Annotated in this window: 10 protein-coding genes; 9 read left to right on the forward strand and 1 reads right to left on the reverse strand. The window is 40.1% G+C overall.

Annotated elements, in window-relative coordinates:
* Positions 1 to 7 precede the first annotated feature (7 nt).
* The 3 genes from lolA to HCCG_RS04415 are packed head-to-tail and all read left to right on the forward strand — an operon-like array spanning position 8 to position 3,798.
* Positions 8 to 544, forward strand: a complete 537-nt coding sequence (lolA, locus tag HCCG_RS04405) for a LolA-like outer membrane lipoprotein chaperone (RefSeq protein ID WP_002956233.1) — start codon at positions 8 to 10, stop codon at positions 542 to 544.
* 15 nt (positions 545 to 559) lie between these two features.
* Complete coding sequence (locus tag HCCG_RS04410; RefSeq protein WP_002956234.1) at positions 560 to 2,197, forward strand: anthranilate synthase component I family protein; 1,638 nt, start codon at positions 560 to 562, stop codon at positions 2,195 to 2,197.
* Positions 2,194 to 3,798 (forward strand): bifunctional anthranilate synthase component II/anthranilate phosphoribosyltransferase, encoded by a 1,605-nt coding sequence (locus tag HCCG_RS04415; RefSeq protein ID WP_002956235.1) that lies wholly within the window; start codon positions 2,194 to 2,196, stop codon positions 3,796 to 3,798. The genes HCCG_RS04410 and HCCG_RS04415 overlap by 4 nt, the downstream gene beginning before the upstream one ends.
* A gap of 29 nt (positions 3,799 to 3,827) precedes the next feature.
* Here HCCG_RS04415 and HCCG_RS04420 read toward each other — a convergent pair whose 3' ends face one another.
* On the reverse strand, positions 3,828 to 4,520 hold the full coding sequence (locus HCCG_RS04420; protein WP_002956236.1) for a M48 family metallopeptidase: 693 nt from the start codon (positions 4,518 to 4,520) through the stop codon (positions 3,828 to 3,830).
* Positions 4,521 to 4,576: 56 nt separating this feature from the next.
* On the opposite strand from HCCG_RS04420, the gene rplI reads away from it, so the two are divergent.
* From rplI to HCCG_RS04450, 6 genes are all read left to right on the forward strand, one after another.
* Positions 4,577 to 5,026: a 50S ribosomal protein L9 gene (rplI, locus tag HCCG_RS04425; protein WP_002956237.1), complete on the forward strand. Its 450-nt coding sequence runs from the start codon at positions 4,577 to 4,579 to the stop codon at positions 5,024 to 5,026.
* Positions 5,027 to 5,028: 2 nt separating this feature from the next.
* A complete protein-coding gene (hslV, locus tag HCCG_RS04430) occupies positions 5,029 to 5,571 on the forward strand; it encodes an ATP-dependent protease subunit HslV (RefSeq protein WP_002956238.1) in 543 nt (180 codons plus the stop codon).
* A 10-nt stretch (positions 5,572 to 5,581) separates the two neighbouring features.
* Positions 5,582 to 6,910: an HslU--HslV peptidase ATPase subunit gene (hslU, locus tag HCCG_RS04435; RefSeq protein ID WP_002956239.1), complete on the forward strand. Its 1,329-nt coding sequence runs from the start codon at positions 5,582 to 5,584 to the stop codon at positions 6,908 to 6,910.
* 41 nt (positions 6,911 to 6,951) lie between these two features.
* Entirely contained in the window at positions 6,952 to 7,908 is a 957-nt protein-coding gene (gene era, locus HCCG_RS04440; RefSeq protein ID WP_230197902.1) for a GTPase Era, read from the forward strand.
* A 17-nt stretch (positions 7,909 to 7,925) separates the two neighbouring features.
* Positions 7,926 to 8,933: a L,D-transpeptidase Cds6 family protein gene (locus HCCG_RS04445; protein WP_014666488.1), complete on the forward strand. Its 1,008-nt coding sequence runs from the start codon at positions 7,926 to 7,928 to the stop codon at positions 8,931 to 8,933.
* 86 nt (positions 8,934 to 9,019) lie between these two features.
* Positions 9,020 to 12,508 carry an acyl-[ACP]--phospholipid O-acyltransferase gene (locus HCCG_RS04450; protein ID WP_002956242.1) on the forward strand — a complete coding sequence of 1,163 codons (3,489 nt, stop codon included), beginning with the start codon at positions 9,020 to 9,022 and terminating at the stop codon, positions 12,506 to 12,508.
* The last annotated feature ends 191 nt before the right edge of the window (positions 12,509 to 12,699 follow it).

The following is a 12,699-nucleotide window of genomic DNA, read 5'->3' on the forward strand; positions in this document are numbered from 1 at the left end:
AGCAAAAATGAAAATTTTTAGAATCTGTGTGTTGGTGTTGCTAAGTTTGAACCTTAGCTTTGCGTTGGGGGAAAATCTCCAAAGCATTGAGGCGGATTTTGAGCAGTTTATTGTCAGTGAAGAAGGGATTCCAGCCCATTATGAGGGTAAAATCTATGGAAAAGCCCCAAACAAAGTGAAATGGGACTATACAAATCCTTTAAAAAAAGAAATTTATATGAAAGACAATGCTGTGCTTATCTATGAGCCAAGCCTTGAGCAGGTCAGTCGCTCACATTTGAAAGAAAAAACGGATTTTATCTCTATTATCAAATCTGCTAAAAAACAGCCTGATGGCACATATCACACAAAGATTGAAGGCACACAATATGTGCTTTTTGTGGATAAAAATGACACACCAGAGCAGATTGAGTTTGTGGATTCTATGGGATCAAAGACGATATTAAAGCTCACAAAGGTTAGGCTCAACCCAAAGATTCAAGATAAGATTTTTGAGTTTAGCATTCCCAATGGCGTTGAGGTTGTGGATATAAAAACGCGATAGCAAAGGGGTTTAAGAATGTTTGATTTTCGCACACAAAATAAGCCACAAATCGCACATAAAGAAGTGCTATGTGATAGCTTGAGTCCTTTATCTGTGCTTTTTGCACTCAAAGCAAAGGTGCTTTTAGAATCTGCATATAATGAAACGGGCAAGGATAGATACTCGCTTGTGATTTTAAATGAAGCTTTTAGGGTGTATAAGGAAGAGGGCATACATTATCTTGTAGTAAAAGGTGTAAAAACGCCCTTACATCAGGCATTACAAGGCTATCTCACAAGCGAGAATATCAAAAAATCTTTAGGGATAAGGGCGGATTTTGTGGGTTTGACAGAATCTAGAGAATCTAAAGGAGCAGATTCTAAGCAGGACTTTTTAGAGAATTTAGCCATTGTGAGAAGTCTTGCTCCAAAGCCGGAGCAAAGCCCACATTTACCCTTAGATTTGCCCCTGCCTCTTGGTGGGGCGGGATATATCGGCTATGAGTTTTTTGCCGAGATTGAAAATGTGAAGTTTAGTAATCCACCGCTGTATAATGCACCGGAATGTGGCTTTATCTTTGGAAGGGATTTTCTTATTTTTGATCATTTGTTTGATAGACTGCATATTGTGAGTGTAAGCTATGCGTATGAAAAAGAAGCCATTGATGTGGCAGGGCAGGTGGCTAGTATTGCTAAAAAGCTAGAATCTTTAAATGTAACTTCATCATCTCTAGAATCTACGCAAGATTCACAGGCTCAATGCTATAAGATACAAAACGCCACTTCCCAAAAAGAATATGAAACAATGGTAGAAAAGATTAAAGATTCAATCTATAAAGGCGACTTGCTGCAATGTGTGCCAAGCCAATCTATGCAGGTAAAATCCCCTATCCCGCCACTTCAAGCGTATAGAAATCTGCGTCATCAAAATCCTAGCCCCTATATGTTTTATTATGATTTTGATGATTTTGTAATTTTGGGGGCAAGTCCGGAGATTATGATTCGTCTAAAAACAAGTGATGAGATAAGCCATTTTATCCTGCGACCCATTGCTGGGACACGCCCAAGGGGCAAAAGTGTAGCGCAAGATTTGGAGCTTGAAAAAGAGCTTTTAAATGATGAAAAAGAAAATGCCGAGCATTTAATGCTCTTAGATTTAGCAAGAAATGACGCGGGAAAAGTGAGTGTGGGCGGAGGCGTGAGTGTGATAGCAAGGAATAAGATTGAGCGGTATTCTCGCGTTATGCATATTGTCTCATCAGTCCAAGGGGAGCTAGATTCTAAGCGTTTTGCAAAAAGAGATGCACTCAAGGCAGCATTTCCCGCTGGGACGCTAAGCGGTGCGCCAAAGATTGCTGCCATAGAAATGATAGAATCCTTAGAATCTACGCGTAGGGGCGTGTATGGCGGAGCGATAGGCTATTTTACGCAAAATGAAGATATGGACTTTGCTATTGCTATTCGCAGTGCTGTGTATCAAAACGGCGTATATTATATGCGTTCTGGTGCTGGTGTGGTGCAAGATTCACATTCTAGGGCGGAATACCTTGAGACGCAAAATAAGATTCAATCCTTGTTAGATATGCTAAGGGGACAGAATGAAGTGGAGCAGAGTAAAGTCAAGCAAAATAATGGGGGGCGGAATAAAAAAGGATTAAAGGAGGAGGCAGAATGATTTTATTGATTGATAATTACGATTCTTTTACCTTTAATATTTATCAGGCTTTTTACCGCTTTGGCTTTCCTATTCAAGTCGCAAGAAGCGATAAGATAAGCATTCAAGAGATAAAAGATATAAATCCGCAATATATCATCATCGGTCCGGGTCCCAAAAGCCCAAAGGAAGCGGGAATATCCATTGAGATTGTTAAAGAGTTTCAAGGCATTATCCCCATTCTTGGAATCTGTCTAGGACATCAGGCGATTATGGCGGCTTTTGGTATGGAGATAGTAAATGCTAAACATATCATTCACGGCAAAGTTGAGCCAATAAAACATAATCAAAAAGGGCTTTTTCGCAATATCTCGCCAAATACGCCTATTGTGCGGTATCACTCGCTTGTGGGCAGAGTGCAGGATTTGCCCACAAGCTTGGAAGTGAGTGCGTGGAGTGAAGATGGCGAGATTATGGCGATTGCTCATAAGTCGTATCATCTTGTGGGTGTGCAGTTTCACCCAGAATCTATTGGCACAATTGATGGTGAAAAAATGCTGCTTAATTTCCTGCATTATAGAAATGAGATTATCCCCATAAAAGATTATCTAAAAAGCACATTGCAAGGGCAGAATCTTAGCTTTAAACAAGCCTATGATGTGATGGACGAGATTACAGAAGGGAATGTGAGTGATGCGCAAATAGGCAGTATTCTTACAAGCCTTGAGATAAAGGGGGTGAATGAAGAGGAGCTAGCGGGATTTGCTTCTGTGCTAAAGAAAAAGGCAATTTCCTTTGCTTTGCCTAAGAGTGATGAGGTGCGGCTTGATATGGTAGGCACGGGCGGCAGTCCCAATAAGACTTTTAATGTCTCTACAACAAGTGCCTTGCTCCTTGCTGCTGGTGAAGTAAAGATTATTAAACACGGCAATAAGGCTGTAACCTCGCAATCTGGCTCGGCTGATTTGCTTCAAGCCCTAGGGATTAATGTCAATATGGAGATTCACACCGCTCAAAATATCTATAACCAGCTAGGCATTACATTTTTATTCGCTCAAAAGTTTCACGCTGCTATGCGGTTTGCCGCTCCAGCAAGGGCAAGTCTAGGTTTTAAGACAGCTTTTAATCTTATCGGTCCCCTAGCAAATCCTGCGAGTGTTACCCATCAATGTATTGGCGTATTTGATAAGTCTTATACGGAGATTATGGCTAGGGCTTTGGCGATTTTAGGCATAAAAAGAGCCATTGTGGTGAGTGGCTTTGATAACTATGATGAGATTTCACTCTCCGCCCCTACACAAATTACAGAGCTAGATAATGGCAAGATTCACAGCTATGTGTTTAACCCCTCTGTTGTGGGGCTAGACTTTGTCCCTTATAGTGCGTTAAAAGGTGGGAGTTGTGAAGAAAACAAACAAATAACGCTTGATATTTTTAATGCTACGCTACCTGTGAAGTCTTCCCCAAAAGCCCAGCTTGTCGCACTCAATACCGCAGTGGGATTGTATCTAGCAGGGAAGGCAGAGAGCATAAAAGAGGGCTATTTCCTAGCAGAAAAGATTATAGAAACTAAGCGTGTGCTTGAAGTGCTAGATGCGTTTGCAAAGCTATCAAAAGAGTAGTGTCAAATCAGTAGTGGCGTCAAAGAAACTTATATGGAGAGCCTTTGTAATAACGCGGGATAGAATCTCGCTTGTTTCCGCAAGGCTTTGCGATGAGCCTTGGCATTTGGGCAAAATCTCTCTACAAGATTCCAAAAACTTTGTGAGTGATTTTTATGCACGATATGGCTTAACTCGTGGATTATTACATAATCAATGAGTTTTTTATCCGCAAAAATGAGCATAAATGAGAATCGTAAGCGATTGTCAAAAGTGCAGCTCCCAAAGCGACTTAGGGCATTTGTGATTTTTATATCCTTATACACAAGCCCCATATTTGAAGCATAAAAGGCACATTGTTGCGTGATGTGGTCTAAAAGTAAAGTGCGTAAAATGGCTTTAAGGCGGTGGGGTTGTGGGGAGTTAGGCGTAGATTCTGTGGTAGATTCTGTCAAAATCTTTTCATACTCTAGCCACTCTCCAAAGACAAGTATTTCTCCTGTGTGAGATTGTAAAAAATTGTGAGAATCTTGCTTTTGTGTTTGGAGCTTGGCAAGGGTAGTGTGAATCCAGCTTTGATGAGTGTGAATAAAATCTAGAATCTGCTTTTGGCTAAAGGCTTTAGGCACACGGACATACAAAGACAAATCCGCCTTAATCACAATGCGTGGATACATAATCGCCTTAGATTCAATGTAAATGGACTTGGCGTTGGGATAGGAATTTTGCAGAGCTTTTAACATAATATTGCCACTTTTAGCTATAATCTTGCCTTTTATTATAACGCAATGGAGAAAATATGAAAGTTTTACTTTTAGAGAATGTGCAGGGGCTTGGCAAAAAGGGCGAGATTGTAGAAGTTAAAGATGGCTATGGGCAAAACTTCCTTATCGCTAAGGGCAAGGCAAAACACGCCACAAATGAAGTGATTAATAAATATAAGGCAGAGCAGAGAAAATTAGCCGAGCTTGAAGCCCTTAAAATTGCCGAACTCAAGCAATTAAAACAAACTTTAGAATCTTTACATCTTGTTTTAGAGAAAAAAGTTGGGGCAAATGACACGCTTTTTGGCTCTATTACAAAAGATGAGATAGCCCAAGCCTTACTCGCACATAAAATTGAAATTGATAAAAAGCATATTGAGATTGATAAGGCAATCAAGCATATTGGCGATTTTTCTGCTCTTGTAAAACTTGGACACAGCATAAATGCTACGCTTAAGCTCACTATCAAAGCACAAAAGGATTAATAATGTTTGAAGCGACAACCATACTTGGCTATAAGGGCGAATTTGAAGGGAAGAAATGTGCTATTATCGGTGGCGATGGGCAGGTAACCTTTGGGAATTGTGTATTGAAAAATAATGCCACAAAAATCCGCACACTTTATAATGGGCAGATTCTAAGTGGCTTTGCGGGAAGCACGGCTGATGCGTTTTCTTTATTTGATATGTTTGAGCGGATTTTGGAAGGACGCAAGGGCGATTTGGTGCGAAGTGTATTAGAGTTTAGCAAGGAATGGCGTAAGGATAAGTATTTGCGGAAGCTTGAAGCGATGATGATTGTTCTCAATACCGAGCATATTTATATTTTAAGTGGGACAGGCGATGTGGTAGAGCCAGAAGATGGCAGAATTGCTGCGATTGGCAGTGGGGGGAACTATGCTCTAAGTGCGGCTAGGGCGTTAGATAGATACGCACAGATTCCGCCAAAGGAGCTTGTGGAGAAGTCTTTGCATATCGCAGGGGAGCTATGTGTCTACACAAATACAAATATTAGAATCTTAGAACTTTAATGGAGCAAAAATGAAAGAAAATATGACACCAAAGCAGATTGTAGAATATCTTGATGGCTATATTATAGGGCAGAGTGAAGCCAAAAAGGCTGTGGCGATTGCGTTAAGAAACCGCTATCGTAGAATGAAGCTTGATAAGGAAGTGCAAGATGAGATAACGCCTAAAAATATTTTGATGATTGGCTCAACAGGTGTGGGAAAAACGGAAATTGCACGGAGAATGGCAAAAATGATGGGATTACCCTTTGTCAAAGTAGAAGCGAGTAAATACACGGAAGTGGGCTTTGTAGGGCGAGATGTGGAATCTATGGTGCGAGATTTAGTCTTAGCGAGTGTGAATCTTGTAGAAAATGAGCATAGACAAAAAGCACAAGCGGAGATTAATGACTACATTATTGAAAAAATTACCAAAAAGCTTTTGCCACCATTGCCGCAAGGGGCGAGTGAATCTAAGCAAAATGAATATGACATAAGCTTTGCTAAAATGAAGCAAAAAGTGCTTAAAGGCGAAGTGGATGAGCTAAAAATTGAAATAGAGATAAGCAAAAAGGCACAAGTGGGCGATGATAATCTGCCACCAGATATGATAAAAGTCCAAGAGTCCATTTTTAAGGTGCTAAATGTTACAAATGATAAGGTTAAAAAGGAAGTGAGTGTCAAAGAGGCAAAAGAAGCTTTGATGTATGAAGCCACAGAATCTGTGTTAGATTCAGAAGCTATACGAGCAGAGGGGCTAAAAAGGGCAGAATCTAATGGTGTAATTTTTATTGATGAGATTGATAAGGTCGCCGTGGGGAGCAAAGATAGCTCAAGGCAGGATCCTAGTAAAGAGGGCGTGCAAAGGGATTTGTTGCCTATTGTTGAAGGTAGTGTGGTCAATACAAAATATGGGCAGATAAAGACAGATTATATTTTGTTTATCGCCGCAGGGGCGTTTCACTTTAGCAAACCAAGTGATTTGATACCAGAATTGCAGGGGCGATTTCCCTTGCGTGTGGAGCTAGATTCACTCAACGAAGAGAGTTTGTATAAGATTCTAACCCAAACAAAAAGCTCACTTTTGCGGCAGTATCAGCTCTTACTTGATACAGAAAATATTAGGCTTGAATTTAGCGATGAGGCTATACGCGAGATAGCAAAGCTCTCTCATAGTGCCAATGAACGCACAGAAGATATTGGTGCAAGGCGGTTGCATACGACTATTGAACGAGTGCTAGAAGAGATTAGCTTTAATATTGATACCTATCAGGGCAAGGAAGTTACCATTACCGCGGAGATGGTGAAAGAGCGATTAGGAGATGTGGTAGAAAATGTGGATTTGGCACGATATATTCTCTAGGCGTTTCTATGGCTCTAAGCAGGGATTAACAAGGGGATTATATGTCTAAATCTTGTTTAGAATCTTATGAAAATATAGAATCTCAAGTGAGTTTAGAATCTAGTGTGAATCTGCCTACCCGCTCTGGGTTTGTGGCTACACTTGGCAGACCAAATGCTGGGAAATCAACGCTTTTAAATCATCTTCTAGGGGAAAATCTAGCCCTTGTTTCACATAAAGCAAACGCCACGCGTAAGCAACTCCAAATCATTGTGCCTTATGCCCCGCTTAACACACAAATAGTGTTTGTAGATACACCCGGGATTCATCATCAAGAAAAACTGCTTAATCAATATATGCTTTCACAGGCTTTGAAGGCTATGGGCGATTGTGATTTGGCACTCTATCTTGCACCGATTACCGATGATGTGAAGCATTATCAGCTTTTTTTAGAACTCTATCAGGGCAAACATATTTTACTTTTAAGTAAAAGTGATACTTGCAGCAATGAAGCGATACTCGCAAAAATGGCAGAATATCAAAAATTTGATAAGCATTTTTTAGCCCTTTTGCCTTTTAGTGTAAAAAAGGGTTTTGATAGGGATTTGCTTTTAAAGAGCATTGCGAGTTTTCTGCCACAATCGCCCTTTTATTATGATAATGAGTTGCTAACACCATCTTCAATTAAAGAAATTTATAAAGAAATGATACGGGAAAGTTTATTTGAGAATCTCAGTGATGAGATTCCTTATGAAGCAGATGTGATGTTAAAGCGATTTGAGGAGGGGGAAAAGCTAGATAGAATTTTTGCGGAAATTATTGTGGAGAAGCAAAGTCAAAAGGGCGTTGTGATAGGCAAGGGTGGTTCTAGTATTAAACGCATTAGCAAATGTGCGAGAGAAAAAATTTTAGCTTTAAGCCCAAAGTCTGTGTATCTCAAGCTTGATGTGAGCGTGTATAAAGGCTGGAGTAAGCAAAAAGACCTATTGAAAAAAATAGGGTATGATTTTACTTTATAAATAAAGGAGTGAAAAGTATGGGATTTGTGAAAAAAGTGCTTATATGTATGGCGATGTGTGTGGGGTGTGTATATGCCCTAGATCCACAGCTTGTAGCATTAGTCAATGAATATAAAAAAAATGGCATAGGCAGTATAGAATCTAAGCTTGAAGGGTATTTGACAAGCAAAGAATATTGGGCAGAGTATCTTAAAGGAAACGCGACAGAATATGGGTATTTTGAGGATTTGAAATTTTTATTTGTATCAAACAAATCTGCTCCATCACTGCATTTGTATCAATTTAAAGATTCTGTATTGCACGAGCTTGGCAGCTCTTCAGCTCTTGTGGCAAAAGGTAAGGGCAATAAGAAAAAAGAGGGTGATTTGACAACGCCCATTGGTTCGTATGATTTAAATGCACGATTAACCGGGCTTGATCAATACTATGGACCTTTGGCATTTTCTACAAGCTACCCAAATGTGTATGATCAATCACTCAAAAAAACAGGCGGCGGAATCTGGATTCACGGATTACCTTTAAATGGCAATAGGGAAGAGCTGAATACGCGGGGCTGTATTGCCATTGACAATGAGTTGTTGAAAAAGTATGATAGGCTCATTGATTGGAAAAAAACAATGCTTATCACTTATGAGGGGGAGTTAAAACCTGCTGATGTTGATGAACTCGCCCTTGTGCTTTCAAGCTTGTATCAGTGGAAAAATGCGTGGCAAAAAAGTGATTTGACAAGCTATCTTGCCTTTTATGATGAAAAGGACTTCTATCGCCCCGATGGTATGAGTTTTAAATCTTTTAGGGAGCATAAGAAAAATATTTTTGCTAAAAATGAAGATAAGGTGATTAGAATCTCACTTGTAAATGTCTCAATCTATCCAAATGAAGCCCATAGAAATATGTATCGCATTAGCTTTATGCAGGATTACAAAGCCACACTTAAAGGTAAGCCAAGCTTTAGCTCTGTGGGCAAGAAAGATATGTATGTTGTGGTGGAGAATGGTAAAATGAAGATTCTAAGTGAAAGGTAGAATCTGCCTATCCTGCGTTGTTTTTTGTTTAATTCAGGTAGAGTCTAACTGCAACGAAACTATATCATATTAAGGAGCGAAGGGTTATGAATAAACTATGGAAAATTGCTGGATTTACACCATTTGTTTTAGTGGCTTTCATTAATGCTTTTGTGGATTTGGGGCATAAAATCACTATCCAAAATACGCTGTATAAAGTCTATGATGGCAGTGAATTGACATTGCTTACAAGTATTATTAACGCCCTTATTTTACTGCCTTTTATTCTGCTTTTTACGCCTTCTGGATTCTTGGCTGATAAATTTCCTAAAAATATCGTTATGCGTGTGAGTGCGTGGTTTTCTGTGGGGATTGTGAGCTTTATTACGCTGTGTTATTTTATGGGCTGGTTTTGGCTTGCATTTATTGCTACATTGCTTATGGCGGTGCAATCAGCGATTTACTCTCCTGCGAAGTATGGTTTTATTAAAGATTTGGCAGGCAAAGATATGCTTGCTTGGGGAAATGGAGCTATGCAGGCAACGGCTATCGTGGCGATTTTGGCAGGTATGAGTGTGTTTTCACTCTTTTTTGAGACAATGTATAGTGCAAGTGGCTTGGGATTTTTAGCGACAAAAGGTGAGATTTTACAAAGCATTGCTCCACTTGGTTTTGTTCTTATGGCGTGTGCTGTGGCGGAGCTATATTTATGCTATCGTTTGCCTACAATGACACAAGGCAGCAGTGAAAGCTTTGATAAAGAAGCATATTTAAGCGGTAAATCGCTGAAGAGGAATCTTGCCCTTTTACAATCTCATCGCAATATTTGGCTTTCTGTCGTTGGCATAGCCGTATTTTGGTCAATCTCACAGCTTTTACTCGCCTCATTTCCAACCTATGTGAAAGCCGAGTTTAATGAACTCAATACTTTCAAGGTGCAAATGATTATAGGTTTTTCTGGGCTTGGGATTATTGTTGGCTCAATTATTGCGGGGCGATTCTCTAAGCAATATATTGAAACGGGTCTTATCCCCTTAGGAGCTTTGCTTGTGTGTCTAATGACACTTTTGCTTTTAAGTTTTTCTTCACTCACACCTTATGCGATTGTGTTTTTTCTTTTTGGTATGGGTGGGGCGTTGTTTGTGATACCGCTTAATGCACTCATTCAGTTTCACGCAAAAGAGGGGGAGCTAGGCAAGGTTTTAGCTGGGAATAACTTTATCCAAAATATTGGAATGCTAGGATTCTTAGTCATTGGCACAATCGCGTCATTAGCACAAATTGAAGTGAGCTATTTATTTTATCTTTGTATGGTTGTAGCCATTGGCGGAATGATTTATGTTGTGAGACTTCTGCCTTTTTCTTTGGTTAGAATGCTTGTTACTCTCGCTTTTTTTCAACGCTATCGCTTGAATGTTGAAGGCTTTGAGAATATACCCGAACAGGGCGGTGTGTTTTTGCTAGGCAATCATATTTCTTTTGTGGATTGGGCGATGGTGCAACTTGCCCTGCCTAGAAAAGTGTATTTTGTAATGGAGCGAAGCTATTATGATAGATGGTATATACGCATTTTCCTTGATCTTTTTGGGGTGATTCCTGTCTCAAATGCGGGGAGTAAAAGGGCATTAGAATCTATCGCACAAAAACTGCAAGAGGGGCATATGGTCTGCCTTTTCCCTGAAGGGTCAATTTCTCGGCACGGACATTTGAATGAGTTTAAAAGTGGCTTTGAGTTAGCAGCCAAACACCTAGAATCTCATCAAGCAGTGATTTTGCCCTTTTATATCCGCGGTTTGTGGGGGAGTGCGTTTTCGCGTAGCCACACAGGATTCCAAGAGAGACGCAAAAGCTTTGCTAAACGCAATATTACCATTGCCTTTGGAGAATCTTTGGATATTCACTCAAACGCCCAGCAGGTTAAGGCTAAGGTTTTTGAACTTTCTTTTAGTGCGTGGAAGTCTCAATGTGAAGCCCTGCCAACGCTTAGCAGGGCGTGGATAGATTCTGCAAAAAAATGGGGGAGTGAAGTGGCGATTGTAGATAGTATGAGTGGCTCTATGAGCTATACAAGAATGCTTGCCATTACGCTTATTCTCTCCAAGCTTTTTGCCAATCAAACTAAAGAACAGCAGAATGTAGGGATTATACTCCCTGCCTCACTTGCTAGCTCGTTATGTAATCTTTCACTCCTTATGGCGTCAAAAACTATTGTGAATCTTAACTTCACCGCGGGGCAAAAAGCTATTGATGCTGCTATTGCTTCAGCACAAATTAAGACTATTTATACTTCGCAAAAGTTTATGGATAAGCTTGAGGGTAAGGGGGTGGCTTTGAGCTTTCCACAAAATGTGAAAGTGCTGTATATGGAAGATTTAATCGGTATTGTTAAATCAAACAAGATTGATTTTGTTTGTAAGATGATTCAGGCAATTTTGCTTCCATCTTTTATATTGAAGTGGCTGTATGTAAAGGGTGTGAAAAATACCGATGTAGCGGCGATTTTATTTAGCAGTGGGAGTGAGGGGAAGCCAAAGGGTGTTATGCTTTCTCATCTTAATATCATGAGTAATATTTTGCAAATTTCTGATGTGATTCACGCAAGGAGTGAAGATTCTATGCTTTCATCTCTGCCACCTTTTCACGCCTTTGGGCTAACTGTTACAATGCTTATGCCTTTGCTTGAGGGAATGCTTTCAGTTACCCACGCAGACCCAACGGACGCGGTGGGTATTGCCAAAGCGGTAGCAAAGAACAAGGTAAGCGTAATGTGTGGGACATCTACATTTTTAGGGATTTATGCGAGAAATAGCAAGGTTGATAAGATGATGTTTGATTCCTTGCGACTTGTTGTGGCTGGGGCAGAGAAGCTTAAAAAAGATGTCAAAGAAGCCTTTGTGATGAAGTTTAATAAAGAGATTTATGAGGGCTATGGGGCGACAGAGACTACGCCCGTGGCGAGTGTGAATCTGCCTAGTGAGTTTGATGCGGATAATTGGGAGCTACATAAGGCAAGTAAAGATGGAAGTGTGGGTATGCCATTGCCCGGAAGTGCGATAAGAATTGTTGATCCAAATACTATGGAAGAGCTTCCTGTGGGGGAAGATGGTTTGATTCTCATCGGCGGACATCAAGTAATGGTGGGCTATCTCAATGATGAAGAGAAAACGCGTGAAGTGATTGTAGAGCTTGATGGGATTCGGTGGTATAAGAGCGGAGATAAGGGGCATTTGGATAGTAATGGCTTTATTCATATTGTGGATAGGTATTCGCGTTTTGCTAAGATTGGCGGGGAAATGGTGAGCCTTGGGGGGATTGAAGAGGAGATTGCTAAGATTATAAAGAAAGAAGAGATTGATGAGAGTGTGAAATATGTCGCTGTGGCACTTGAAGATAGCAAAAAGGGTGAGAGTGTAGTGCTGCTTGTGAGTGGGGAGCAAGAGCAATGTCAAAAATTAGAATCTGCGTTAAAAGATTCTGCCCTGCCTACACTCTTTAAGCCCTCAAAGATTTTGTATGTAGAGACAATTCCCGTGCTGGGCTCGGGTAAGGTCGATTTAAAGGGTGCTAAAGATTTGGCAGAAAAGCTTTTGGGGTGATTGTGGATAAATGGAATCTAAAATTTGTGGGATTTGAAGGTTGGCTTTGTGAAAAACTAAGCTTGAATGTGTGCTTTAGATTCTAAAAATTATCCTTATAAAAAGGAAAATAAAAAATTGAAAAATGTCTAAAAATAGGCGAAGGGCTTGACTTTTTTTTTCAAAATTGATTATAATCACGAGCCAAAAAC

This window comes from Helicobacter cinaedi CCUG 18818 = ATCC BAA-847, assembly GCF_000155475.1.
Lineage (GTDB): Bacteria > Campylobacterota > Campylobacteria > Campylobacterales > Helicobacteraceae > Helicobacter_C > Helicobacter_C cinaedi.

What these genes read in the sequence shown, in the direction of transcription:
- HCCG_RS04420 (WP_002956236.1), bottom strand. Translation starts at nt 4,520, where the DNA reads ATGTTAAAAGCTCTGCAAAATTCCTATCCCAACGCCAAGTCCATTTAC.
- HCCG_RS04410 (WP_002956234.1), top strand. Translation starts at nt 560, where the DNA reads ATGTTTGATTTTCGCACACAAAATAAGCCACAAATCGCACATAAAGAA.
- era (WP_230197902.1), top strand. Translation starts at nt 6,952, where the DNA reads ATGTCTAAATCTTGTTTAGAATCTTATGAAAATATAGAATCTCAAGTG.
- HCCG_RS04445 (WP_014666488.1), top strand. Translation starts at nt 7,926, where the DNA reads ATGGGATTTGTGAAAAAAGTGCTTATATGTATGGCGATGTGTGTGGGG.
- HCCG_RS04415 (WP_002956235.1), top strand. Translation starts at nt 2,194, where the DNA reads ATGATTTTATTGATTGATAATTACGATTCTTTTACCTTTAATATTTAT.
- hslV (WP_002956238.1), top strand. Translation starts at nt 5,029, where the DNA reads ATGTTTGAAGCGACAACCATACTTGGCTATAAGGGCGAATTTGAAGGG.
- hslU (WP_002956239.1), top strand. Translation starts at nt 5,582, where the DNA reads ATGAAAGAAAATATGACACCAAAGCAGATTGTAGAATATCTTGATGGC.
- rplI (WP_002956237.1), top strand. Translation starts at nt 4,577, where the DNA reads ATGAAAGTTTTACTTTTAGAGAATGTGCAGGGGCTTGGCAAAAAGGGC.
- lolA (WP_002956233.1), top strand. Translation starts at nt 8, where the DNA reads ATGAAAATTTTTAGAATCTGTGTGTTGGTGTTGCTAAGTTTGAACCTT.
- HCCG_RS04450 (WP_002956242.1), top strand. Translation starts at nt 9,020, where the DNA reads ATGAATAAACTATGGAAAATTGCTGGATTTACACCATTTGTTTTAGTG.